This is a genomic window from Streptomyces sp. YS415 (assembly GCF_023544665.1).
Lineage (GTDB): Bacteria > Actinomycetota > Actinomycetes > Streptomycetales > Streptomycetaceae > Streptomyces.
Genome location: NZ_JAMJFL010000010.1, coordinates 253,474 through 276,938, shown reverse-complemented (window position 1 = coordinate 276,938; position 23,465 = coordinate 253,474). Strand labels below are relative to the sequence as shown.

Sequence of the window (23,465 nt, the reverse complement as noted above, 5' to 3'; positions counted from 1 at the left end):
CAACCGGTCGACTGCCCGAGTACTCCCCCTCCCGCTGCTGCTCGGCCGATCCGTCAGGTCCGCTCGGCACGCGCGCGTAGCTGTTCCGTCACCTCTTGCTGGTACGCGGTGTAGGCGGCGCGGAGTGCGGGGCCCGGCCAGTCGGAGGGGAGGAGTCCGGGTGGGAGGACCGGGTCGGTCAGCAGGTGGCGTACGGCTGCGGCGAAGGCCGTGAAGCGGGGGGCGGGGCGGTCCGTCCCGGCGATGTGCGCGAGGAGGGCCCGGGCCGTCGCGGACCAGGTGTCCAGGGGCCACAGGGCGCGTGCCGCCTCTTGCGCGGGAGCGGCCGGGCGGGCCGTCCAGTGCTGGACCACCGGGTCCAGGTCGGCCGGCAGGGGGCGGGCCAGGTTGGCGGGGCGCAGCCAGACGCCCTCGCGGAGTTCGGCCAGGCGCAGGGCGGTGAGCCGGGCGCGCAGTTCGGCCCGTTGGGCGGGGCCGCGACCGGTGGCAGTGATGACGACCATCTCCCAGTCGCCGTCCCACGCGCGCGTGCGGGGACGTACGGCCTCGTCCTGGCGGCGCTGACGCTCCAGCAGCCGGTCGCTGAGCCGGTAGACGGTGTCCTCGCGGTGCAGATCCCCGGCGGCCACCATCCGGCTGAGCGCGGCCCGCACCGTGGAGCCGCCCACCCCGAAGGGCTCCACGCCGCGCACGAGGTCCTTCACGGGCAGCTCCGGCGGATGGCTGCCGAGCAGCAGGCTCAGCACCACCGAACGCGCGGACAGCGGGCGCAGGGCGAGCGCTCCCGCCTCCGCCGCCTCGTCCGTCCCCATGAGCACGTACTGTACGGCGCCGATCTTGATGTTGCACTATTGCTGCGACTGTAGCCGAAGTGCAACACTCGCCGTATGGTCCTGACACCCCGGCACGCGCCGTACGCCACGCACGACGTCACCAACCAGCCCCCTCCCCTGGCCCCTTACGACGCCTCCGAGGACACGGCCCTGTTCGAGGGGCTGCGGCGCGAGGGCGCCGGGTGGGCCGAGGCGGACATCCGGCGGCTGGGCCGCGAGGCGGGCGGTGTCGCCGCCCAGGAGTGGAGCGAACAGGCCAACCGCCGCGAGCCGGAGCTGCGCACGCACGACCGGTACGGCCATCGCGTCGACGAGGTGGAGTTCCACCCGAGCTGGCACCACCTGATGCGGGTCGCGGTGACCGAAGGGCTGGCCGCGGCGCCCTGGGCCGACGCGCGGGCGGGCGCCCACGTCGCCCGCAGCGCCGGCGGTCTGGTCTGGGGGCACACCGACGCCGGACACGGCTGTCCGACGTCGATGACCTACGCCGCCGTCCCCGCGCTGCGCGCCCAGCCGGAGCTCGCCAAGGTCTACGAACCCCTGCTGACCAGCAGGGAGTACGACCCGGGGCTGCGGGTGCCGACCGAGAAGCGGGGTCTGCTCGCGGGCATGGGGATGACCGAGAAGCAGGGCGGCTCGGACGTCCGGACCAACACCACCACCGCCACACCCACCGCCGAACCCGGCGTGTACACCCTGCGCGGCCACAAGTGGTTCACCTCGGCGCCCATGTGCGACGTCTTCCTGGTACTGGCGCAGGCACCGGGCGGTCTGTCCTGCTTCCTCGTGCCGCGCATCCTGCCCGACGGCACCCGCAACGCCTTCCGCATCCAGCGCCTCAAGGAGAAGCTGGGCAACCGCTCCAACGCCTCCTGCGAGCCGGAGTTCGACGGGACCGTCGCCTGGCTGGTGGGGCCCGAGGGACGGGGCGTGAAGACCATCATCGAGATGGTCAACTGCACGCGTCTGGACTGCGTGACCATGTCGGCGGCGCTGATGCGCAAGACGCTGGTGGAGGCCGGGCATCACGCACGGCACCGCAGCGCGTTCGGCGCACGGCTGCTGGATCAGCCGCTGATGCGCAATGTTCTGGCCGACCTCGCGCTGGAGTCCGAGGCCGCCACCGCGCTCACCCTGCGGCTGGCGGGAGCGGCCGACCGGGCGGTGCGCGGGGACGCGGGCGAGGCGGCGTTCCGGCGGATCGCCACCGCCGTCGGCAAGTACTGGGTCACCAAGCGCGGCCCCGCCTTCACCGCGGAGGCCCTGGAGTGCCTCGGCGGCAACGGCTATGTCGAGGACTCCGGCATGCCCCGCCACTACCGCGAGGCGCCGCTGCTGTCGATCTGGGAGGGCTCGGGCAACGTCAACGCCCTCGACGTGCTGCGCGCGCTCGGCAAGGAGCAGGGCGCGGCCGAGGCCCTGTTCGGCGAACTCGCCCTGGCCCGGGGGGCGGACGCCCGGCTCGACGCGGCCGTGATCCGGCTGAAGGGCATGCTGTCCGAGGCCTCCCCGACCGGTGCCCGGCGTCTGGTGGAGCTGATGGCGATGGCGCTCCAGGCGTCCCTGCTGGTCCGGCACGCACCGACCGCGGTCGCCGACGCGTTCTGCGCGACCCGCCTGGGCGGCGACTGGGGCCACGCCTTCGGCACCCTGCCCGACACTGCGGACCTGGACGCCGTACTGGACCGGGCCCTGCCCGCCGGGTACTGACCGGATCGCACACGGTCCGGATCGCACTCAGCCGGGATCGCACACACAGTTACGTCTTGATTCCACCCCGCTGTCAGTGCCGTGGTGCAGACTCCGGAGGCAGGAGGCACTGCCTGGGGAGGACTACGTGTTCACGGGGATCGACGAGGTCGACTGGGCCTCGATGCGCCATGCGTACGGCAGCGCCGAGGACGTGCCCGCACTGCTGAGGGGCCTGGCCTCGGCGGACCCCGCCGAGCGTGAGACCGCGCTCGACGGTCTGTACGGCGCGGTGCACCATCAGGGAGACGTGTACGACTCGACGCTCGCCTGCGTTCCGTTCCTGTTCGCGCTGGCGGAGTGTCCCGACCTGCCGGACCGGGGCGCCGTGGTGGAGCTGCTGGTCAGCATCGGCGGGGAAGGTCAAGGACCGTCGGCCGTACGGGACGGCGCCGAGGTCTTCGCCCGGCTCGCCGGGGACCCGGATCCGGGGGTGCGCCGGACGGCCCTCGGCGCGCTGGTGCGGTTCCTGGACCGACCGGCCCGGGTGCTGGACCTGTTACGGGAGCGGATCACCGTGGAACGCGACGACCGGGTCCTGTGCGCCCTCATCGAGAGCCTGGGACTGTACGCCCGGAGGAACCCCTCGCACGCCGACGCCGCGGTGGACCTCCTGGCGGCGCAGACCGCGCTGCCGTACGAACCGGAGCTACGGCTGGCCGCGCTCGGCCAGCTCGCCGGGTGCGCACCCGACCGCATGCCCGCCGACCTGGTCCCCACCGCGGTCCGGCTGCTGCGGGAGCGGTCCGAGCGGCGGTCCCGCCGGGCGGCGCTGAGCGCCCGCCCGCACACCGACACCCTCGTGGGCCGGCTGCGCCGGCTGCGGCCGTCCGACGAGGAGGGCTCCCAGCTGCTGCGCACGCTGCACAACGCGCTCGACGGCCGGACCGGCGACCGGATCGCCCTGCTGGTCGGACAGTTGAGCAGTCCTGACTGGGCGGACCGGTGCAACGCGGTGTGGATGTCGGGCGGCCTGTTCCGCACCTGGCGTGCCGACTTCAGCGAGCCGGTCGCGCTGATCGGGACGCAACTGGACGCGCCGGAGGACCGGTTGCGGGATGCGGCGGTGGCCGCCTTGAAGCAGCTCTTCGGGCTGGCCGCTCCGGCGGCGGACGGTCTGCACAGGCTGGTGACGGCCCGTCCCGAGCTCTGGGTCCGGCAGTGGGAGCGCGGTGCGCCCACCTTGGGTGATCCGCTGAGGGCGCTGGTGCGGTGCGGGGATCCGCGGGCCGTGCCGGTGCTGGGCGAGGTGCTGGCCGGGACCGTGGTGCCGGACGATGTGGGCCAGGAGATCACCTGGCTGGGCGCCGCCGCCGCACCGCTCGCACCAGCACTGCGGCGCCGACTGGGCTCCCTCACCCCCGACGACCCCGGGACCCCGGGGCGGGCGGCGCCGCTGCTGCGGGCGCTCACCGTGCTCCGGGACGCCGAGGCGGTGCCCGAGGCGCTGCGGTTGCTGGAGGGCGGGGCCGTCGAGTACGCGGTGGCGGCGCTCGGCGCGTGGGGCTCCGCGGCGCGGGAGGCGGTACCGGCGCTGTCGCGGCTGCTGGACACGGAGTTCGCCGTCCCGGCGGCGGCTGCCCTGTGGTCGGTCGAGCGGGACGCCTCCGCCGTACTTCCGGTCCTGCTGGAGGAGTTGAGGCACTTCGACTCCCGTCGATGGGGCACGGCGGCCGAGGCGGTGGGGCGGATGGGGCCCGCGGCTCGTGCCGCGCTGCCGGAACTGCGCCGGGCGGCGCGGACCCCGGGGCAGGCGGAGCGACGGGCGACGGCGGCGTGCGCCCTGTGGCGGATCGACGGCGAGGCGGAGTCGGTCATCCCCGTGCTGCGCTCCGCCTGGACCGAGAAGCCGCAGCTGCGCCGCGCGATCGCCGCGTGCCTCCACGCCATGGGCCCGGCAGGCGCCCCGCTCGGCGACCTCGTGACAGCGGAACTCGCCGCGCGCCGCCGGCACACGGCCCACTGCGAGGGCTACGGCAGCCACGACATCCCGCACGACGAGGAACTGCTGCGGCTGTGCCGGGAGGTGCTGCCGGCACACTAGGCCCGACGATAGGCCGCATCGCGAAACTCGCCGCGCCCCGCCGGCCGACGGCTCACAGCGAGGGCCACGGCATTCCCGGCGACGGGGTCAGCTGTGTCAGGCACCACCGCCCGGCCGGGCCCCCGGCCCTGACCCCGGCCCGCTGCTCACCCCGTTGTGCGCCCCCACAGCGGACCGAAGCGAGCCCATTCGGTCTCCCACTGGTCGATCCGCTGCCGCTCCAGGCGTCCGCGCAGCATGCGGCCGGCCAGGAACGGCACGACCGCCGCACCCGCTCCCACCATGCCCCCGGCGAGGGCGGCGCGGGAGCGGGCCTGGGCGGCGGTGGCGGGCTCGGTGACCAGACGGCCCGAGGGGTCCGTCCAGACGGTGACCGCGGTCCCGGCCTCGCTGCCCGGGCGCACCCGGACCTGGCCGGTGCGGTGGGAGCCGTCCGGGGCCGTCCAGCTCACCTCCGCCCACATCCGCTCGCCGTTGAAGACACCGGGCGCGTGCGCGGTCAGCCGGGCCTGCACGGGGCGCCACTCGGCGCGTTCGCGCGCCAGGCCGTGCTCGACGGAACCGGCGGTGGCGGAGCCGACGGCCGCCCCGACGAGGATGGTCACCGCCCAGGCCGCGAGCAGCACCCAGGACTCCACCGCGTCGGCGCGGCGCTTGAGCGGATTGCGCCGCCAGCGCCACAGCCACACCCTCGGACCTCGCAGCGCCATCGCGGGCTTCCTCCTCTGCGCACACCGACCTGCCGGGCCGCCCTCCCATACGACGCCGGGCGGCCCGGCACTCACCACATCCGCCGGTCCCCGACCGTCGCACACGCCCCGAAACCGCCGCTCGGGTCTTTCGGAAACCGCCCCGCCCGCCCGGACAGCGAGCTATCATCGCCGCCCTGACCTGCGACGAAGCCGCTTCCAGAGGTGACTGTCAGTGCCGGGGTGCAGACTGGCCGGTGTCTCAGACAAAGACGTCGCGGAGGTGATCGGCATGACCGAGGTACTGCTGGCCGTGGGCACACGCAAGGGCCTGTTCATCGGCCGGAAGCGGGGTGGCGCCTGGGAGTTCGACGAGAGCCCCTACTTCAACGCACAGGCGGTGTACTCGGTCGCCATCGACACCCGCGGCGAGACCCCCCGGCTGCTGGCCGGCGGGGACAGCGCGCACTGGGGGCCGTCGGTGTTCCACTCCGACGACCTGGGCCGCACCTGGACCGAGCCGTCCCAGCCGGCCGTCAAGTTCCCCAAGGACACCGGGGCTTCGCTGGAGCGGGTGTGGCAACTGCACCCGGCCGCGGCCGAACCGGACGTGGTCTACGCGGGCACGGAACCGGCCGCGCTGTACCGCTCGGAGGACCGCGGCGAGAGCTTCGAGCTGGTCCGCCCGCTGTGGGAGCACCCCACCCGCTCCCAGTGGGTGCCGGGCGGCGGCGGGGAGGGCCTGCACACGGTACTGACCGACACCCGTGACCCGCGGTCGGTGACCGTGGCCGTGTCGACCGCGGGCGTCTTCCGCACCTCGGACGGCGGCGCGAGCTGGACGCCTTCCAACTCCGGTGTCGCGGCGGTGTTCCTGCCCGACCCCAACCCGGAGTTCGGCCAGTGCGTGCACAAGGTGACACGGGACGCGGTGACCTTGGACCGGCTCTATCTGCAGAACCACTGGGGCGTGTACCGCAGCGACGACGCGGGCTCGACCTGGACCGACATCGGCGAGGGCCTGCCGTCGACGTTCGGTTTCGCCGCGGCCGCCCATCCGCACCGCGGGGACACCGCGTACGTCTTCCCGATCACCGCCGACTCCGACCGGGTGCCCGCGGACCGCAGATGCCGGGTCTTCCGCACGGCGGACGCGGGCAAGACGTGGGAGGCGCTGTCGGCGGGGCTGCCGCAGGAGGACCACTTCGGCACGGTCCTGCGGGACGCCCTGTGCACCGACGACGCGGACCCGGCGGGCGTGTACTTCGGCAACCGCAACGGCGAGGTGTTCGCCTCCGCCGACGACGGCGACTCCTGGCGGCAGCTGGCCTCGCACCTGCCGGACGTGCTGTGCGTGCGCGCGGCGGTGGTCGGATGAGCCGCAGCGGGTTACGGCCGGGCCGTGGCCACCGGTTGATCGCCGCCGCGTGTACGGCAGTAGGGTGACGCCCGTGGCACCACGACCCTTGCATGAGATCGTCGAACCGGGCTGGGCGAAGGCCCTCGAACCCGTCGCCGGACGGATCGCCGAGATGGGCGACTTCCTGCGTGCGGAGATCGCCGCGGGACGCACCTACCTGCCCGCCGGACCGAATGTGCTGCGGGCCTTCCAGCAGCCCTTCGACGACGTGCGCGTCCTGATCGTCGGACAGGACCCCTATCCGACACCGGGACACGCGGTGGGACTGTCCTTCTCGGTGGCGCCCGAGGTGCGTCCGCTGCCCGGCAGCCTCATCAACATCTACCGGGAGCTGACCACCGACCTCGGGCTGCCGCAGCCGGCCAGCGGTGATCTGACGCCGTGGACGGAGCAGGGCGTGCTGCTGCTCAACAGGGCGCTGACCACGGCTCCGCGCAAGCCCGCCGCGCACCGGGGCAAGGGATGGGAGGAGGTCACCGAGCAGGCGATACGGGCGCTGGCCGCGCGCGGCAAGCCGCTGGTGTCCATCCTGTGGGGCCGGGACGCCCGCAATCTGCGCCCGCTGCTGGGCAGTCTGCCGTCGGTGGAGTCCGCCCACCCCTCCCCCATGTCGGCCGACCGCGGCTTCTTCGGCTCACGGCCGTTCAGCCGGGCCAACGACCTCCTGATCAGGCAGGGGGGTCAGCCGGTGGACTGGCGTCTGCCGTGACCGGGGCCCGCGGACTCCTCGCCGTCGACTCGGGGGGATCCGGGCTGCGGGTCGTCGTCGGCACCGTCGAGCGGGGCGTGCTGGCCCAGCGGGAGTCCCGCGAGCCGGTGCGCACCGGAGCGCGCGGGATCGACGCCGGGCACTTCATGGAGCAACTGGTGCCCCTGGTGCGGGAGTCGGCCGCTGAGGCCCGGCTCGCCCCGTTGCACACCGCCGCGATCGGGGCCGCGGGGCTCGCCACCCTCGGGGACGGCCTGCGCGCGGAGCTCCCGGCCGCGCTGCGGCGGGAGTTCGGCATTCGCAGGGTGGCGCTGGTCGCCGACGCCGTCAGCGCCTACACCGGCGCCCTCGGGTCCCGGCCCGGTGCCGTCCTCGCGGCCGGTACCGGCCTGATCGCCGTCGGCACCGACCTCGAGCGCTGGCGCCGGGCGGACGGCTGGGGGCATCTGCTGGGCGACTGCGGCGGCGGGGCGTGGGTCGGGCGGGCAGGGCTGGAGGCGGCGCTGCGGGCCTACGACGGGCGGCCCGGTGGATCGAGCGGTCTGCTGGCGCGCGCCGAGGAGCTGTTCGGGCCGATGCCCGGACTGCCCGGGCAGCTGTACCCGCGGGCCGACCGCCCCGCCGTCCTCGCCTCCTTCGCGCCCGAGGTGGCCGCCTGCGCCGAGGGCGATCCGGTCGCCGCGGGGATCCTGCGGGAGGCGGCCCGGCACATGGCCGAGTCCGCGGCCGCCGTCTGCCCGGCCGAGGGGGAGCCGCGAGTCGCGCTCACCGGCGGGCTGTTCAAGATGGGGGACCCCCTCCTCGTACCCCTGGAGGCGGAGTTGTCGCGACGGCTGCCGCACGCTCGGCGGGTGGCGGCCGACGGGGATCCGTTGCTCGGGGCTGTCCGGATCGCGACGGAACTGGCGTCCGGGACGCTCACTCTGCCGGGTGACCCATCGATGCTCTGCGTGGTCAGGGCCGGGGCTTACTGATCACCTGCGCCCGCCCGGTGCCGCAACGCGCGTAACTCATCAGACAAAACCGGACGGATACCGCTCACCTGCACCCTCCCCGAACAGGGGAGCCCAGGAAGCCAGTAACATGCGGCGCCATGAGCTCCCCCACTGGGCCCGCCGGCCTGCCAGTACGAATGCCGCGCCCCCGCCAGCCGGGACGGCACCGCCGACCCGAGCCTCTGGCTGCTCCCGAGGGCGCGCCCGCGCTCGTCCTCGCGGTCCCTGGCATGCCGGGCGCCCCCACGCGCAGCCTCGCCGAGGAGGTCGTGAGCATCGCCCGCTCGGAGCTGCCCGGCCTTGATGCCCGGATCGGGTACCTCGACGGGGACGACGCGGAGTTCCCCACCCTGCAGAGCGTGCTCGCGCACGCCGCCCGGGAGCGCACCGCCCGTTATGAGCAGGCGATCGCTGCGGGTGTGGAGGCCAAGGCGCCCGAGGGCCCGGTCGCAGTCGTCGTTCCGCTGCTGGCCGGTCCGGACGGCTCGCTGCTGCGCCAGGTCCGCCAGGCCGTGATGGACAGCCGGGTCGCCGCCGATCTGACCGACGCGCTCGGTCCGCACCCGCTGCTCGCCGAGGCGCTGCACGTGCGGCTGTCGGAGGCCGGTCTGGCCCGCGCCGACCGCGCCCGGCTGTTCACGGTGGCGACCGCCGCGGACGGCATCATCCTGGCCTCCGTGGGTGGCGACGAGGCGGTGCAGGCGGCCGGGATCACCGGCATGCTGCTCGCCGCGCGCCTCGCCGTGCCGGTGATGGCGGCGGCCCTGGACCAGGAGGGCTCGATCGCCTCCGTCGCCGAGCAGCTGCGCGGCTCCGGCTCGCAGCAGCTCGCGCTCGCCCCGTACCTGATAGGGCCGGAGATCGACCCGGCGCTGATCGAGGACGCGGCGCAGGAGGCGGGCTGCCCCGCCGCCGAGGCGCTCGGCGCCTACCCGGCCATCGGCAAGCTGGCCCTGGCCAAGTACACGACGGCGCTGGGCATCGCCCCCCAGCAGCCGCAGGGCGCGCCGGTCCGCTGAGACCCGGCCGACGCCCGCCGCACGACGGAAAGGGCCCGCTCCACCGGGAGCGGGCCCTTCGTCGTACGCGAGGTGCTCAGCCGACGACCACGCAGGATGCCGCGGGGACCTCGATGGAGCCGCCGTAGCGGGGCAGCCCCGACGCGGGGTCCACGGCGAACCAGGCCACGTCGCCGGAGCGCTCGTTGGCCGCGTAGAGGAAGCCGCCCGCCTCGGTCAGGGCCCGGGGCCAGTGGCCCCGGCAGGGCACGGTGCCGAGCAGCCGGAGGGTGTCGCCCTCGACGGCGAACGCGGACAGGACGTCCTCGCCGCGGGTCGCGGTCCACAGGAAGCGTCCGTCGGGCGCGACGACGATGCCCGAGGGGTAGGCGTCGCCCGCCGGGGCGCCCGGCAGTACCGGCGCCTCGGCAAGGGGCTTCAGGGAGCCGTCGGCGGTGTCCCAGCGGCAGACGGTGACGGTGGGGGTGAGTTCGTTGAGCACGTACGCGTGCGCGCCGTCCGGGTGGAAGGCCAGGTGGCGGGGGCCCGAGCCGGGGCGCAGCGCGTACTCCCCGTGGAGCTCCGGGCGGCCGTCCGCCAGGGTGCACACCCGTACCGAGTCGGTGCCGAGATCGACGCTGACGGCCCAGCGCCCGCTGGGATCGGCCTGCACCTGGTGGGCGTGCGGGGCCTGCTGGCGGGGCGTGTACGGGCCTGAGCCGGTATGCGCGAGGACGCCGGAGGGGGCGCTCGCGAGCGAGCCGTCGGGGCGCACGGGCACGGCGCTGACGCTTCCGGAGCCGTAGTTGGCGGTCAGGACGTGTCCGGCGTACAGGCCGAGGTGCGTGGGGCCGCTGCCGGCCACCGGCGTGGGCGGGCCGAGGGGCTCGGGCCGGGTGCCGTTCACGCGATACGCGGCCACGGCTCCCTCGCTCGTCTCGCTGACCGCGTAGAGCGTGCCGCCGTCGGGCGCCAGGGCCAGGTAGGAGGGGTCGGGCAGGTCGTCCGTGCCGGTGAGAACCGTCAGTGCCCCGCTGTCGGCGTCCACGGCCGCCGTCACGATGCCTGGCCCTCCGGCCGCCGTGAACGACCCGATGAAGGCCCGCCTGCCACCGTCTGCCACCGCTGTCCCCTTTCGGTCGGGAGCGTTTCGAGGTGACCGTAGCAGTCGATCAAATGCGGTCTAGACCATGTCACCCACATGCGGCGCCGCCCGCAGCGCGGAACGGGCCGCCCGAGCGACGGCGGGGCGCCCGCCAGGACGCCTTGCCGAGCCGAGCCGAGCCGACCCGCGCCGAGCCGCGCCGAGCCGCGCCCGGAACGTCAGGCGCCGACCAATGGGGACCCCGACGACGCCCTGAGCGGCGTCGCCAGCTCCGCCAGCGCTCGCTCCAGGCCGTGCAGGTGGGCCAGCGCGGGATCCGCCGCCGGCGGCTGCTCGCCGGGCACGGAGATGTCCGCACCGCCGGTGAGCGCTTCGACCGCGGCCTCGACGCGCCAGCACGCGGCGGCCAGCCGGGCGTCGTGGGAGGCCACGGGGTCGGCGGCGACCGCGACCAGGCCGCGGATCTCGCGGGCGCAGTCGTCCAGCAGGGCGAGGACCCGGCGAGCGCGGCGCTTGCGGCCCCGCATCGGGTTGAGCGGGTGGACCAGCGGGGCGACCGACAGCCGGACCCGGCCGAGGAGCTGCTCCAGCTCGGCCACCCGGGAGGCCGGGTCGGCCGTCGTGGACCCCGCGAGGCGGGCGGCGGCCTCCGCGGTGGCGGCGTGGACGCAGCGCAGGGCGCGCTGGATCCAGGCGTCGGTGACGGCGTGGGTGGTGACGGGCAGGACGAACAGCACCGCGAGCACGGCGCCGAGTGCGCCGACCCCGGTCTCCGCCAGGCGCAGCGCCAGCAGCGCGGGATCGAGGACGCCGAGGAGGCCGTAGAGGAGCTCGGCGAGGAGGGTGACGCAGAGCATCATCCAGGTGTACGAGACCGCGGCCGTGTAGAAGATGCCGAAGACGCAGACGGCGAGGATGACGGCCGTGGGGACGGGCGCGCCGTCCACCGGGAGCGCGATCGCCAGTCCGAGGCCGATGCCGATCACCGTGCCGAGCACGCGGCGGAAGCCGCGGACGAGGGTCTCGCCGCGCGAGGTGGTGTTCACGAAGACCCACCAGGTGGCGCCGACGGCCCAGTACCAGCGCTCGCCGGAGACCAGCTGGCCCACCACGAGGGCGAAGCCCGCGCCGGCGGTGGCCTGGACGGCCTGGCGCGTGGTCACCCGGGCCAGGCCGGTGCCGCCGGGGGCGGCGGGCACGGGCGCCGGGGGCAGGCGGCGCTCGTAGCACCACAGGCCGAAGCGCACGCCGGAGGCGATGAGCAGGGACAGCAGCAGGGCGGCGTAGAGCTCGGGGAGGTGGCGCGGGGTCGCCTGGAGGAACTGCGCCACGAAGTACGTCATGAACGCGAAGACGCCGAGGGAGTGCCCGCGGGGCCCCCAGCGGCGCGCGTACACGCCCGCGCCGACCACCGCGAGGAAGGTGAGGTCCCGGGCCAGCGGCTGGTCGTGCAGCTCGGCCGCCGCGGCGAGCACGGGCAGGCCGACGAACGGCAGCAGCGCGGTGGTGACCGCCTGGCCGCGGACCGTGGGGTCGGTGACGGTGAACAGGGCGAGCAGCGCGGCGAGGCCGCCGGTGACGGCGCCGACGAGGGAGTGTCCGGCCAGCCCGCAGACGACCACCGCGAGACCGATGCCGACGACGGCCCGCGCGGCGAAGCGCAGCCGCGCCCGTCCCGGATCCGGCGCCATGAACACCCTCTTCAGCACTGCTTCTTGCCCCCTGCTCCGGCTTGGCATGAAAAAGGCGCCGCGGAGGTCCGCAGCGCCATCGACGGGCTCATTGCAGCATCAGCCCGGCTGCTGGCTCAAGTGGCGTCGAATATGCTGGTCCATTGGTACAGGCAAATCGGTCCGGGTCCGCCCAGCGGGAGGCCAACGGACCATCCAGGAGGAGGCCGGGCCCCATGGCCGTGGACGAGCTCGACACCCGCATTCTGCGGCTGCTGCTGGAGCAGCCGCGCACCAGCGTGCGGGAGTACGCCCGCATCCTCGGCATCGCCCGGGGCACCCTCCAGGCCCGGCTCGACCGGCTGGAACGGGACGGTGTGATCACCGGCACCGGACCCGCCCTCTCCCCCGGCGCCCTCGGCCACCCGGTCCTGGCGTTCGTGCACATCGAGGTCACCCAGGGCCACCTGGACGACGTGGGCGACGCGCTGGCCGCCGTACCGGAGATCGTGGAGGCGTTCTCGATCACGGGCGGCGGGGACCTGCTGACCCGGGTGGTGGCGCGGGACAACGCGCACCTGGAGGACGTGATCCAGAAGCTGATCAGCCTGCCCGGGGTCGTCCGCACCCGGACCGAGGTGGCGCTGCGCGAGCGGGTGGCGCACCGGCTGCTGCCGCTGGTGGAGTCGGTGGGCCGCTCGGCGCGCAAGTGACCCTTGGCATGCTGGCCCCATGAGCAATCTCGGCGGCATCTCGGTCATCTTCGATCTGGACGGAACGCTCGTGGACAGCGAGCCGAACTACTACGAAGCGGGTCGGCAGACCCTCGCCGAGCACGGCGTGCCGGACTTCTCCTGGTCCGAGCACGAGAGGTACGTCGGCATCAGCACCCTGGAGACGGTCACCGACTGGAAGGCCCGCTACGGACTGCGGGCCTCGGTGGAGGAACTCCTCGCCGCCAAGAACCGCCGCTACCTCGGCCTGGCCCGCGCCTCCACGCGCGCGTACCCGGAGATGCGGAAGTTCGTGGAACTGCTGGCCTCCGACGGGGTGGCGATGGTGGTGGCGTCGGGCTCCTCACGGGAGGCGATCGAGGCGGTGCTGGCCGGCACCGGCCTGGACGGGCATCTGCGCACGATCGTCTCGGCCGAGGAGGTCGACCACGGCAAGCCGGCCCCCGACGTCTTCCTGGAGGCGGCCCGCCGTCTGGGCGCGGAACCCGCCGACTGCGTGGTCCTGGAGGACGCCGCCCCGGGCGCCGCCGCCGCGCACGCCGCCGGGATGCGCTGCATCGCGATCCCGTACGTCGCCGCGCAGGCCGGCGCCCCCGAGTTCGCGACGGCCGGGCTCCTGCTGCGCGGCGGCCAGCCGGAGTTCACGGCGCGGGCGGCCTACGAATGGCTCGCCGCCGGGGGGCAACCCTGAGCCGGTCCCGGTGGTCATGCCTTGCATGATCCAGATACTGCGCGACCGTGGGCTGCCCGGATGACGGCGCGGCGCGGCGAGTTGGTTCACGTGTACGAGCTCTATCGCCTGCACGCCGACCGGGAAGGGGCGGAGCGCACGGGGCGGTTGTTCATCGTCGGCGCCCGGCTGGCGGCGGGTGCCGCGGTGGTGCTCGGCTGGCTGGCCGGGGTCCTGCTGTGGGCGCATCCCGACGGGACGGGGCCGCGGACGGCGCTGGCGGTCGGCGGTGCCGGGCTGGGCTGCGGGGTGCTGTGGGCCGTAGTGCTGTGGCGGGCCGCTCGCTGGCTGAGGCGCGGCCTGGTCGCCACCCCGGGCAGCCGGCCGCCCGGGGTGGCCGGTCTGGCGTCCGACGACTGGAGTGATCCCGAGTGGCTGTGGAACACGCTGCGGATCGCGAACCTGGTGCTGATCGCCGTGCCCATCGCCGGACTGGTCCTGACGGCGGACCCGGCAAGAGGGCTGACCACGGGCCGGTGGCTGGTGACCGGCTTGGTCCTGGTGGCCACCGGGCTCATGGGCGGAATCGTCGGCGGCCTGTCGGTCGGCTTCGGCGCCAAGGCCGAGGACTGCTGGACCCTGTGCGGCGCTCTGGGCTGGCTGCTGGTGTACGGCATGCCCTTCCTGCTCGCCGCGCCGCTGCTGGCCGGCGTGCGCGCGATCTGGACCGGCGCCCTGGCCGTCGCCGCCATACTGTGGCTGCTCATCGCACCGGTGATCAAGGCCGGCAAGGAGATCCCGAGCGTCTCCTCCGACTGAACGGCCGGAACTGACCGCTCCGGACCTGTTGACCCCCACGCGCCTCCTCCCTATCGTCTGGTCGACTCTTCGCACATCGTTCGAGATACCGACCAGATCGCTTTCGGTCATTCCTGAGCACGACGTGGACCCGTGGAGGAGCACCCATGGCACCGCCCCTCTCCAGACGCTCCCTTCTCCAGGCCTCGGCACTCGCCGCCGCCTCCCTCGCAGCGCCGACCTCGCCCGCCGCGGCGGGCGTTGCCCGGGCACCCTCCGCCGCCGCACCGACCCCCTGGCCCGTACTGCCCTTCGCGCTCGGGCAAGTCGCCCTCGGCCAGGGCCTCTTCGCCGACAAGCGCAAGCTGATGCTCGACCACGCCCGCGGCTACGACGTGCACCGGTTGCTGCAGGTCTTCCGCGGCAACGCCGGTCTGCCCACCGGCGACGCGGTCGCCCCCGGCGGCTGGGAGGGCCTGGACGGGGAGGCCAACGGCAACCTCCGCGGCCACTACACCGGCCACTTCATGACCATGCTCGCGCAGGCCTGGGCCGGCACCGGCGAGCAGGTCTTCGCCGACCGGCTCCGCACCATGGTCGGCGCGCTCACGGAGGTGCGCGCGGCCCTGCGCCAGGACCCCCAAGTACTCAGCGTCACGGGGAAGTTCGGTACCGCCGTCGAGAACGTGCGCGGCTCCTACCAGTACGTCGACCTGCCCTCCGGTGTCCTCGGCGGCACGTCCGCGGTGACCCTGTCCGCCTGGGTGAAGCCGACCCACGACGGCGCCTGGGCCCGGGTCCTCGACTTCGGCGACGACACCACCCGGTACATGTACCTGGCCGCCCGCAACGCCGACGGAGTCCCGCGCTTCGCCATCACCACCGCCGGCCCGGGCGCCGAGCAGAGCCTGAACGGCACCGCCGCGCTCCCGCTCCACCAGTGGAGCCACCTCGCCGTCACGCTCGCCGACGGCACCGGCCGCCTCCACGTCAACGGCACCGAGGTGGCCCGCAACACCGCGATGACCCTCACCCCGGCCGCGCTCGGCAGCCCCGTCAACAACTGGCTCGGCCGCTCCAACTACCCCACCGACCCCGTCTTCGCGGGCGCCTACGACGAGTTCAACGTCTGGTCGCGGGCCCTGACCGCCGCCGAGATCACCGAGTTGCAGAGCCGGCGGGCCGCCGGCTCCTCCGCCGGACGCGGCGACCTGGCGTCGTACGCCTTCGACGAGACCTCCGGCAACACCTTCGCGGACGCCTCCGGCCGGAACCGCACCGCCGCCCTGCGCCGCACCTGGGGCGGGCCCAGCCACCCCGGCTTCCTGGCGGCCTACCCGGAGACCCAGTTCATCGACCTGGAGTCGAGGACCACCAGCGACTACACCAAGGTATGGGCGCCGTACTACACCGCGCACAAGATCCTCAAAGGCGTCCTCGACGCCTACCTCGCCACGGACGACGCCCGCGCCCTCGACCTCGCGTCCGGCATGGCCGACTGGATGCACGCGCGGCTGTCCCGGCTCCCCGAGGCCACGCTGCAACGCATGTGGGGCCTGTTCTCCAGCGGCGAGTTCGGCGGCATCGTCGAGGCCGTCTGCGAGCTGCACGCCCTCACCGGCAAGCCCGAACACCTCGCGCTGGCCCGGCTGTTCGATCTCGACCGGCTCATCGACTCCTGCGCCGCGAACACCGACGTCCTCGACGGGCTCCACGCCAACCAGCACATACCGATCTTCACCGGGTACCTCGGGCTCTACGACGCGACGGGCGAGCGGCGCTACCTCGACGCCGCCAGGAACTTCTGGGACATGGTCGTCCCGCACCGCATGTACGGCATCGGCGGCACCAGTACCGGCGAGTTCTGGAAGGCTCGGGGCATCATCGCCGGGACGATCGGCGCCACCACCGCCGAGACCTGCTGCGCGTACAACCTACTGAAGCTGAGCCGCGCGCTCTTCTTCCACGAGCAGGCGCCGAAGTACATGGACTACTACGAGCGGGCGCTCTACAACCAGGTGCTGGGCTCCAAGCAGGACAAGCCCGACGCGGAGAAGCCGCTCGTCACCTACTTCATCGGGCTGACTCCCGGGCATGTGCGGGACTACACGCCCAAGCAGGGCACCACCTGCTGCGAGGGCACCGGTATGGAGAGCGCCACCAAGTACCAGGACTCGGTGTACTTCCGGAAGGCCGACGGCAGCGCCCTGTACGTCAACCTGTACAGCCCGTCCACGCTGACCTGGGCGGAGCGGGGCCTCACCGTCACCCAGACCACCGGCTACCCCAGGGAGCAGGGGTCCACCCTGACCTTCGCGGGCGGCAGCGCGGCCTTCGAGCTCCGGCTCAGGGTGCCGTCCTGGGCGACGGCCAGGTTCCGCGTCACGGTCAACGGCCGTGCGGTGTCCGGCACTCCGACGCCCGGCAGCTACTTCCCGGTGTCCCGCACGTGGCGCGGCGGCGACGTCGTCCGGATCGCCGTCCCGTTCCGGCTCCGGGTGGAGAAGGCCCTCGACGATCCGTCGCTGCAGACGCTGTTCCTCGGCCCGGTGAACCTCGTCGGCCGCAACTCCGCCACCGCGTATCTGGAGTTGGGGCTGTACCGCAATGCCGGTCTCTCCGGCGACCTGCTGCCCAGTCTCACCCCGGTGGCGGGCAAGCCGCTGCACTATGCCGTCAACGGCACCGAGTTCGCCCCCTTCTTCGAGGGCACCGAGGACCCCGCCCACGTGTACTTCCGGCGCGTGGAACCCCGGGTGGTCTTCGGGACCACGGACTCCGGTGTCGCCAACCCGGCGCGGTCCGACGGCACCACTCTCCTGGACGAGATCTGGGCCGGGGCTCCGTTCGGCGGCAAGGCCGCGCTGTTGTCGCGGGTGCGGTCCACCGTGGACGCGTGGGTGACCGCGGGACTGCTCGGCGCAGCGGACGGGCGGACGGTGGTGCGCACGGCGGAGCGGGCCACGTTCGCCCCCTGACCCGAGGGGGCGCGGGCTAGGACCTGCGGCGGGGCTTGCCGCGGCGGCCGGGGGCGCTCTTCTTGGCCGGAGCGGGCTTGCGGCGGGCGGCTGGGGGCTGAGGTCGCTTGCGCTTGGGCTGCTCCTCGGCCTGGGGGGCCGAGCGGCCGCGGGTGCTGTTGGCGGTGCGGCCGCGGACCACGCCGATGAAGTCCTCGACCAGGTCGGTCGTGGCCTCCTCCGGCCAGGCCAGGGCGATGCCCGACTGGGGGGCGTCCACCAGGGTGCGGTAGGTGAGGTCCTTGCGGTGGTGCAGGCGGGCCAGCGACTGGGGCACGACGAGCAGGCCGACATTGGCCGCCACCAGCTCGACGGCGTCCGCGGTGGTGGCCGGGCGCTCGAAACCGGGCTGTCCCGGCGGCCGCTCCCAGTCGAGGACGTCGTCCAGCGGATGGAAGACGACGTCGTCGGCCAGGTCCTCGGCGGTGACCTCGTCGACGGCGGCGACGACGTGCTCCTTGGGGACCACGACGACCGTGGTCTCCTCGTAGAGGGGGATCGCGCTGAAGAACGCGCGGTCGACCGGCAGCCGGACGAGACCGGCGTCGGCGCCGCCGTCCCGCAGCACGCCGGGCGCCTCGGCCGCGGCGACCGGGACCAGCTCCAGGGGCACGTCGGGGTAGCGCTCGTTCCAGATCCGCACCCACTTCGAGGGTGTCACTCCGGGAACGTACGCGAGCCGGAACGATGGGGGTGCTTCCGAGCCTGTCACCTGGCCAGGTTACCGGCCGTGGTCGGCGGGCGTTCACCCACTCGATACCCTTGAGGCATGACGTCGCACCAGACCACCCAGACGATGAAGCCGGCCACCGCCGCCAAGAAGCTGGGTGTGTACCTCGAGGCCACCCCCGCCGAGTTCCAGGAGGGTGTCGTCTCGCGCGCCGAACTGAACGCGCTCCAGGCCGAACCGCCCCAGTGGCTGCGTGATCTGCGCGCCAACGGCCCGCACCCCCGTCCGGTGGTCGCGGCGAAGCTCGGCGTGTCCATCGCGGGCCTCGCCCGGGGCGGGGTCACCGAGCCGCTCACCACCGAGCAGATCGAGGCGCTGAAGCAGGAGCAGCCCGAGTGGCTGCAGAAGGAGCGCGCCACCCAGGCGGAGGTCCGCAAGGAGGCCGCGCGCCTGAAGCAGCGGGACGCCGAGCGTCAGGACTCCTGAACCCGGTCCTGTCCCCTCGTCCGCCCTGCCGGGAAAAACCCGCATGCGTACACGCGTGCGGTTCTGGGAGCATCCCGGCATGGATCGCAGCCTGGAATCGCTGGTCGTCCGGCATACCCACCGTCTCCCCCGGCCCTCGGAACCCGCGGGGTCCCCGGCGCGGGGCGAGGTCGTGGCGCGGCAGTTCGACGCCGCTTTGATGTCCGTGGGCTTCAAGCTCTCCGCGGACCTGCTGGAGCATCTGTCGGGGCTGTCCGAGGACGCGGTGGCCGCCACCGCCGAGCGCACCCTCGACACCGTGCGGGCCATGGTGGGCGACCACGTCCGGCACAACGTCTACTTCGTCGACTTCCCGGCGAACGTGCCGGACACCCTCGACTTCTGGCGGGACTGCATCGCCCGGGCCCTCGCCGACGAATCGGTACGGCCGACGATCCTCGCCCAGCTGAGCATCGGTGTGGTGAACCTGCTCACCCTGCCGTCGTACGGCCGCTACCAGCACTCCTACGCCGAGATGCTCGCCGCCCACGACGAGCTGATCGCCGCCGGCGGTGACCGGGTGACCGTCCTGCACCTCGGCGGCACGCTCGCGGAGGAGGTGGGCGGCCTGTACCTGGCGCTGGCGGGGTCCACCACCCCGCTGGGCGACGAGCACCTCGCCGACCTCGCGCTCCTCGCCGGGCTCTGCGCCGAGGGACCGCAGCCGGAGAGGATCCCGGTGCGGGAGAACCGGGCCGTGGTCAACCGCGCGTGGCTGGCGGCGGGGGCCGTGCCGCTGCTGGACACGGTCACGGACGTGCTGCGGCTGGCGTGCGCGCTGTGCGACGGTGACGTCACCCTCCAGGAGCCGACCAGGTTCCGGGCGCTGTCCCGTGCGACGCGCCGCGCGCTGCTCGCGGGGCTCGACTCCGTCGTGGCGGCGGCACCCGGCAAGCTCGCCGACGTACCCGTGCACCGCGAGGCGTTCAAGCGGCTCGGTGAGCGGCTGCATCCGCACGAGTTCCCGCGGTGGCCGCACGCCGCCGAGGTGTTCGCGGTCGCGCGCGGCGAGCGCAAGGCGCCGTCGTTCGACCGCCGGGTGGAGGAACTGTTCGGGGCGGACGATGTCGTCGGGGCCGCGGAACTGCTGAAGGCCGCGCCCGGCCGGCTGTTCCGGTCCCTGGACCGGCTGCTGCGCACCTGCGGTGAGCAGAGCGAGCGCGATGCCGTCGTGGCCGCCGCCGAGGCCGTCGCGCCGGAGGTCTCCGGGCGGGTCCTGCTGTCGGTCCGGGAGCATCTGCACAACCGGACCGAAGGCACCGACCGGACCGAGGGCACCGACCGGAGCGAAGCCACCGGCCGGCGCCGGGTGTTCATCAACCGGCTCGGCCGGGCCTGGGTGACGGACGATCTGCGCGCGCCGGTGCCGGCGCCCGAGCGGGAGCGGCTGATCGACGCGCTCGACGCCGAGCTGCGCCGTCGGCTGCCGGACCCGGGGCGGCTGCTCGTCGACCCGGACGTCCTCGATGTGGCGCTGCCGCTGAGCGGGCGTGCCACGGCGGCCGGGCTCGGAGTGCTGCCCCGCGGTTCGCTCTCGCCGGTCGAGGGGGAGCTGCTGCGGTTCTTCGTGTACTGGAAGCAGCGGCACCGGGACACCGACTACGACCTGTCGGCCCTGATGCTGGACGAGGACTACGAAACGGTCTGCTGGCTGTCGTACACCCAGCTGACCGAGGTGGAGGGCGAGCACTCCGGCGACATCACCGAAGCGCCGCACGGGGCCTCGGAGTTCATCAACCTCCGGCTGGGGGCCGTGCGCGGGACGTTCGTCGTGCCGCAGGTCAACCTCTACGCGGGGGAGGGCTTCGAGGAGGTCGCCGAGTCGTTCTTCGGGTTCATGCTGCGCGAGGGCGAGCAGCAGGGGCGGCCGTTCGAGGCGCGGACCGTGCGGATGAAGTCGGAGCTGCGGGGCCCTGGCCGGGTGGCGCTGCCGCTCGCTTTCCTGCGCGGGGCCGACGGCCGGTGGCGGGCCAAGTGGCTGCACCTGTACCTGCGGGGCACGCCGACGTCCAACCAGGTCGAGGGCAACCAGGTCTCGGTGGCGACGCTGCTGCGCGGCATCGTGGAGCGGGAGCAGTTGACGGTGCGCTACCTGACGGAGCTGATGGCCGGCGGTGCCGTGACGGTGTGGGACGGCACGGAGGTTCCGGACGGCCCGGTCACGTACATCGGGCTGCAGCGGCCCGAGGGGCTGCACCCGGAGTCGCGGATCGTGACCCTCGAAAATCTGCGCGACCTGATCCCGGAGTGACTGATAGCGTGAGCCGCGGCGAGGCCATGAAGGGGCTTCCTTCTACCTCCGCGAAAACGGATTCGATGCTAGTCCCTTCGCTCTCCTCGCCCTCGGCTCGATGCTTCCGGCCGTCCCGCCACCGTGCGGGACGGCCGGAGGCATGTCAGCTGTCGTAGTCCACCGTCAGCGTCTCGGACACCGGGTACGACTGGCAGGTCAGCACGTACCCGGCGTCGACCTCCGCCGGTTCCAGGGCGAAGTTGCGGCGCATGTCGGCCTTGCCGTCGGTGACCAGGGCCCGGCAGGTGCCGCAGACGCCGCCCTTGCAGGCGAACGGCAGGTCCGGGCGGTTGCGCTGGGCGCCGTCGAGGATGCTCCGCTCCCGGGGCAGGGCGGAGGTGGTGGAGCGGCCGTCGAGGACGACGGTGACCTGACTGACGGGGCCGGTCGGCCCCGACTCCAGGTGGTGCACCTCGTGCACGGGCTCGTCGTCGGCGTAGAACAGCTCCTGGTGGACCCGGTCGGCCGGGACGCCGAGGCCGTCGAGGACCCGCTGGGCGTCGCGGACCATGCCGTGCGGGCCGCACAGCCACCAGTGGTCGGCGGCCGGGACGTCGACCAGGCCGTCGATGAGCGCCGTGAGCCGTTCGGCGTCGAGGCGGCCGGAGAGCACCTCGGCCTCCCGGGGTTCGCGGGACAGGACGTGGGCGAGCTGGAAGCGGCTCGGGTACAGGTCCTTCAGGTCGGCCAGCTCGTCGGCGAACATCACCGTGCCGCTGCGGCGGTTGCCGTAGAAGAGGGTGACCCGGGAGCGGGAGTCGGCGGCCAGGACGGACTCGGCGATGGACAGCATGGGCGTGATGCCGGAGCCCGCGGCGAGCAGCACATGGTGGGCCGGGGTGGTCAGGTCCGGGGTGAAGCTGCCGGTGGGGGGCATCACCTCGACCATGTCGCCGGGGCGCAGGTCGTTGACCAGCCAGGAGGAGAACAGGCCGCCGGGCACCACGCGTACGCCGATGCGCGGGGCCGTGCCGACGGGGGTGCAGATGGAGTACGAGCGGCGCTCGTCCCGGCCGTCGATCTCGCGCCGCAGGGTCAGGGACTGGCCGGGCGCGAAGGCGAACTCCTCGGCCAGCTCGGGCGGGATCTCGAAGCCGACGGCGGCGGCGTCCTCGCACAGCGGCTGCACGGCGGCGACCCGCAGCGGGTGGAAGACCGGGCGGCGGCGCGGGCGCGGCTTCACGGCCTCGGCGGGGGCGGTCGGGGCCATCAGATCTCCTTGACGTACTCGAACGGCTCGCGGCAGGCGCGGCAGCGCCAGAGCGCCTTGCAGGAGGTGGCGGCGAACCGGGAGGTCTCCTCGGTGTCCGCGGAGGCGCAGCGCGGGCAGGGCACCGTGCGCCGGGTGGGCGTCAGGGTGAGCGGCACCGGGCCGCGCGGGGCGGGGCCGGGCGGGGCGATGCCGTGCTCGGCGAGCTTGCGGCGGCCCTCGGGGGTGATCCAGTCGCTGGTCCACGGCGGGTTCAGGACGGTGCGGATCTCCACGCGCGGGTAGCCCGCGTCCCGGAGGCGGGCGGCGACGTCGGCGCGCATCTCGGCCATGGCGGGGCAGCCCGAGTAGGTGGGGGTGAGCTCGGCGACGACGGTGCCGTCCTCGGTGAGGGTGACCTCGCGCAGGACGCCCAGGTCGGCGAGGGTCAGCATAGGCAGCTCGGGGTCCGGCACCTGCTCGGCGAGGTGCCGTGCGTGCCGCACGTCGAGCTGGAGGGTCACCATGTCGCCCCCGGGTGGGCGCGGGCCACGCTCTGCAACTCCTCCAGCAGCGGGGCGAGATGCTCGGTGTGGTCGCCGGCCCGGCCGCTGCCGGGGGACGGCCGGTAGACCGGCATGGGCAGCCCGGCCTCCTCCGTCACCTGGCGCAGCACGGCGACGACTTCGTCGCGTACGTCGCAGGCGGTGAACAGTTCGCCGAGGTACGGGGCGATCTGCTCGACGGCCTTGCGCATCCGGCGGTGGGACTCCTCGGTGCCGTCACCGAGGCGGACCGCCCATTCGGCGGCGTACTGCCGGTGGTAGGTCAGTTCCTTGACGCCCTTGGCGGCGACGGCGGAGAGCACCGGGTCGGGGTGGGAGACCAGCCGCTGGAAGTGGGCGAGGCGCCAGCTGGACAGGACCAGCAGCCGTACGACGGTGAACGCGAAGTCCCCGTTGGGGAGTTCGGTGAGCCGGACGTTGCGGAAGTCGGCGGGGTCGCGGAAGTAGGCGTAGGCGTCCTCGTCGCGGCCGGTGCCGTCGGCCTGTCCGGCGCGGGAGTAGAGCAGCCGGGCCTGGCCGAGCAGGTCGAGGCCGATGTTGGCGAGCGCGACCTCCTCCTCCAGTTCGGGGGCGCGGGTGATCCACTCGGCGAGGCGCTGGGCGGCGACGAGCGCGTCGTCGGCCAGGGCGACGCAGGACGCGGCGAGTTCACCGGCGTCGACGCCCTCGGGCACGGTCGTGTCGACGCCGTGCAGGGGGTCCTCGAAGCCGGTGCCGTAGGCCCAGCGGGTGTCGTCCTCGTGTCCCTCGGCGAGGGTCAGGTAGACGTGGTCCTCACTCATCCCCGGCTC

The 23,465-nt window shown here is 73.9% G+C and carries 20 protein-coding genes; 12 read left to right on the top strand and 8 right to left on the bottom strand.

The window, feature by feature from the left end:
- Window positions 1-53 precede the first annotated feature (53 nt).
- Window positions 54-812: a PaaX family transcriptional regulator C-terminal domain-containing protein gene (locus M8H82_RS15930; protein WP_250074380.1), complete on the bottom strand. Its 759-nt coding sequence runs from the start codon at window positions 810-812 to the stop codon at window positions 54-56.
- A gap of 75 nt (window positions 813-887) precedes the next feature.
- On the opposite strand from M8H82_RS15930, the gene M8H82_RS15925 reads away from it, so the two are divergent.
- Complete coding sequence (locus tag M8H82_RS15925) at window positions 888-2,543, top strand: acyl-CoA dehydrogenase family protein (RefSeq protein WP_250074378.1); 1,656 nt, start codon at window positions 888-890, stop codon at window positions 2,541-2,543.
- 127 nt (window positions 2,544-2,670) lie between these two features.
- Complete coding sequence (locus M8H82_RS15920; RefSeq protein ID WP_250074376.1) at window positions 2,671-4,626, top strand: HEAT repeat domain-containing protein; 1,956 nt, start codon at window positions 2,671-2,673, stop codon at window positions 4,624-4,626.
- A 146-nt stretch (window positions 4,627-4,772) separates the two neighbouring features.
- On the opposite strand, the gene M8H82_RS15915 is transcribed toward M8H82_RS15920, so the two are convergent.
- Window positions 4,773-5,336 carry a hypothetical protein gene (locus M8H82_RS15915; protein WP_250074374.1) on the bottom strand — a complete coding sequence of 188 codons (564 nt, stop codon included), beginning with the start codon at window positions 5,334-5,336 and terminating at the stop codon, window positions 4,773-4,775.
- A 271-nt stretch (window positions 5,337-5,607) separates the two neighbouring features.
- Here M8H82_RS15915 and M8H82_RS15910 point away from each other — a divergent pair, with 271 nt between their 5' ends.
- The 4 genes from M8H82_RS15910 to M8H82_RS15895 all read left to right on the top strand — a co-directional run bounded on the left by M8H82_RS15910 (window position 5,608) and on the right by M8H82_RS15895 (window position 9,458).
- The gene (locus M8H82_RS15910) at window positions 5,608-6,693 is read left to right on the top strand and encodes a sialidase family protein (protein WP_250074372.1); all 1,086 of its coding nucleotides are present in this window, start codon (window positions 5,608-5,610) and stop codon (window positions 6,691-6,693) included.
- Window positions 6,694-6,766: 73 nt separating this feature from the next.
- The gene (locus tag M8H82_RS15905) at window positions 6,767-7,444 is read left to right on the top strand and encodes a uracil-DNA glycosylase (protein ID WP_250074370.1); all 678 of its coding nucleotides are present in this window, start codon (window positions 6,767-6,769) and stop codon (window positions 7,442-7,444) included.
- On the top strand, window positions 7,441-8,418 hold the full coding sequence (locus M8H82_RS15900; RefSeq protein WP_250074368.1) for a BadF/BadG/BcrA/BcrD ATPase family protein: 978 nt from the start codon (window positions 7,441-7,443) through the stop codon (window positions 8,416-8,418). The genes M8H82_RS15905 and M8H82_RS15900 overlap by 4 nt, the downstream gene beginning before the upstream one ends.
- A gap of 119 nt (window positions 8,419-8,537) precedes the next feature.
- On the top strand, window positions 8,538-9,458 hold the full coding sequence (locus M8H82_RS15895; RefSeq protein WP_250074366.1) for a sirohydrochlorin chelatase: 921 nt from the start codon (window positions 8,538-8,540) through the stop codon (window positions 9,456-9,458).
- A 76-nt stretch (window positions 9,459-9,534) separates the two neighbouring features.
- Here the strand turns inward: M8H82_RS15895 and M8H82_RS15890 are convergent, their stop codons facing one another.
- Window positions 9,535-10,560, bottom strand: a complete 1,026-nt coding sequence (locus M8H82_RS15890) for a lactonase family protein (RefSeq protein WP_250074365.1) — start codon at window positions 10,558-10,560, stop codon at window positions 9,535-9,537.
- A gap of 200 nt (window positions 10,561-10,760) precedes the next feature.
- Window positions 10,761-12,251: an FUSC family protein gene (locus M8H82_RS15885; protein WP_250074363.1), complete on the bottom strand. Its 1,491-nt coding sequence runs from the start codon at window positions 12,249-12,251 to the stop codon at window positions 10,761-10,763.
- 197 nt (window positions 12,252-12,448) lie between these two features.
- Between M8H82_RS15885 and M8H82_RS15880 the strand changes: the two genes are divergently transcribed.
- The 4 genes from M8H82_RS15880 to M8H82_RS15865 all read left to right on the top strand — a co-directional run bounded on the left by M8H82_RS15880 (window position 12,449) and on the right by M8H82_RS15865 (window position 17,392).
- Window positions 12,449-12,925 (top strand): Lrp/AsnC family transcriptional regulator, encoded by a 477-nt coding sequence (locus M8H82_RS15880; RefSeq protein WP_250074361.1) that lies wholly within the window; start codon window positions 12,449-12,451, stop codon window positions 12,923-12,925.
- 19 nt (window positions 12,926-12,944) lie between these two features.
- Window positions 12,945-13,637, top strand: a complete 693-nt coding sequence (locus M8H82_RS15875) for an HAD family phosphatase (RefSeq protein ID WP_250074360.1) — start codon at window positions 12,945-12,947, stop codon at window positions 13,635-13,637.
- Between the two features lie 60 nt (window positions 13,638-13,697).
- A complete protein-coding gene (locus M8H82_RS15870; RefSeq protein ID WP_250074358.1) occupies window positions 13,698-14,435 on the top strand; it encodes a hypothetical protein in 738 nt (245 codons plus the stop codon).
- A 146-nt stretch (window positions 14,436-14,581) separates the two neighbouring features.
- Complete coding sequence (locus tag M8H82_RS15865; protein WP_250074356.1) at window positions 14,582-17,392, top strand: beta-L-arabinofuranosidase domain-containing protein; 2,811 nt, start codon at window positions 14,582-14,584, stop codon at window positions 17,390-17,392.
- A 16-nt stretch (window positions 17,393-17,408) separates the two neighbouring features.
- Here the strand turns inward: M8H82_RS15865 and M8H82_RS15860 are convergent, their stop codons facing one another.
- Window positions 17,409-18,143, bottom strand: a complete 735-nt coding sequence (locus M8H82_RS15860; protein WP_250074354.1) for a LysR substrate-binding domain-containing protein — start codon at window positions 18,141-18,143, stop codon at window positions 17,409-17,411.
- A gap of 57 nt (window positions 18,144-18,200) precedes the next feature.
- On the opposite strand from M8H82_RS15860, the gene M8H82_RS15855 reads away from it, so the two are divergent.
- Both M8H82_RS15855 and M8H82_RS15850 read left to right on the top strand, forming a co-directional pair.
- Complete coding sequence (locus tag M8H82_RS15855) at window positions 18,201-18,587, top strand: DUF5997 family protein (RefSeq protein WP_250074352.1); 387 nt, start codon at window positions 18,201-18,203, stop codon at window positions 18,585-18,587.
- Between the two features lie 79 nt (window positions 18,588-18,666).
- Entirely contained in the window at window positions 18,667-20,877 is a 2,211-nt protein-coding gene (locus M8H82_RS15850; RefSeq protein ID WP_250074350.1) for a hypothetical protein, read from the top strand.
- Window positions 20,878-21,022: 145 nt separating this feature from the next.
- On the opposite strand, the gene paaE is transcribed toward M8H82_RS15850, so the two are convergent.
- The 3 genes from paaE to paaC are packed head-to-tail and all read right to left on the bottom strand — an operon-like array spanning window position 21,023 to window position 23,456.
- Complete coding sequence (gene paaE, locus M8H82_RS15845) at window positions 21,023-22,129, bottom strand: 1,2-phenylacetyl-CoA epoxidase subunit PaaE (RefSeq protein WP_250074348.1); 1,107 nt, start codon at window positions 22,127-22,129, stop codon at window positions 21,023-21,025.
- Window positions 22,129-22,635 (bottom strand): 1,2-phenylacetyl-CoA epoxidase subunit PaaD, encoded by a 507-nt coding sequence (gene paaD, locus M8H82_RS15840; RefSeq protein WP_250074347.1) that lies wholly within the window; start codon window positions 22,633-22,635, stop codon window positions 22,129-22,131. The genes paaE and paaD overlap by 1 nt, the downstream gene beginning before the upstream one ends.
- The gene (paaC, locus tag M8H82_RS15835) at window positions 22,629-23,456 is read right to left on the bottom strand and encodes a 1,2-phenylacetyl-CoA epoxidase subunit PaaC (RefSeq protein ID WP_250074345.1); all 828 of its coding nucleotides are present in this window, start codon (window positions 23,454-23,456) and stop codon (window positions 22,629-22,631) included. Before paaC ends, paaD begins: the two co-directional genes overlap by 7 nt.
- Window positions 23,457-23,465 lie beyond the last annotated feature (9 nt).

Bases quoted from the DNA above. Each gene is read 5' to 3' on its own strand.
- M8H82_RS15930 (WP_250074380.1), bottom strand. From the start codon at position 812: ATGGGGACGGACGAGGCGGCGGAGGCGGGAGCGCTCGCCCTGCGCCCG.
- M8H82_RS15925 (WP_250074378.1), top strand. From the start codon at position 888: ATGGTCCTGACACCCCGGCACGCGCCGTACGCCACGCACGACGTCACC.
- M8H82_RS15915 (WP_250074374.1), bottom strand. From the start codon at position 5,336: ATGGCGCTGCGAGGTCCGAGGGTGTGGCTGTGGCGCTGGCGGCGCAAT.
- M8H82_RS15910 (WP_250074372.1), top strand. From the start codon at position 5,608: ATGACCGAGGTACTGCTGGCCGTGGGCACACGCAAGGGCCTGTTCATC.
- M8H82_RS15895 (WP_250074366.1), top strand. From the start codon at position 8,538: ATGAGCTCCCCCACTGGGCCCGCCGGCCTGCCAGTACGAATGCCGCGC.
- M8H82_RS15880 (WP_250074361.1), top strand. From the start codon at position 12,449: ATGGCCGTGGACGAGCTCGACACCCGCATTCTGCGGCTGCTGCTGGAG.
- M8H82_RS15875 (WP_250074360.1), top strand. From the start codon at position 12,945: ATGAGCAATCTCGGCGGCATCTCGGTCATCTTCGATCTGGACGGAACG.
- M8H82_RS15870 (WP_250074358.1), top strand. From the start codon at position 13,698: ATGACGGCGCGGCGCGGCGAGTTGGTTCACGTGTACGAGCTCTATCGC.
- M8H82_RS15865 (WP_250074356.1), top strand. From the start codon at position 14,582: ATGGCACCGCCCCTCTCCAGACGCTCCCTTCTCCAGGCCTCGGCACTC.
- M8H82_RS15855 (WP_250074352.1), top strand. From the start codon at position 18,201: ATGACGTCGCACCAGACCACCCAGACGATGAAGCCGGCCACCGCCGCC.
- M8H82_RS15850 (WP_250074350.1), top strand. From the start codon at position 18,667: ATGGATCGCAGCCTGGAATCGCTGGTCGTCCGGCATACCCACCGTCTC.
- paaE (WP_250074348.1), bottom strand. From the start codon at position 22,129: ATGGCCCCGACCGCCCCCGCCGAGGCCGTGAAGCCGCGCCCGCGCCGC.
- paaD (WP_250074347.1), bottom strand. From the start codon at position 22,635: ATGGTGACCCTCCAGCTCGACGTGCGGCACGCACGGCACCTCGCCGAG.
- paaC (WP_250074345.1), bottom strand. From the start codon at position 23,456: ATGAGTGAGGACCACGTCTACCTGACCCTCGCCGAGGGACACGAGGAC.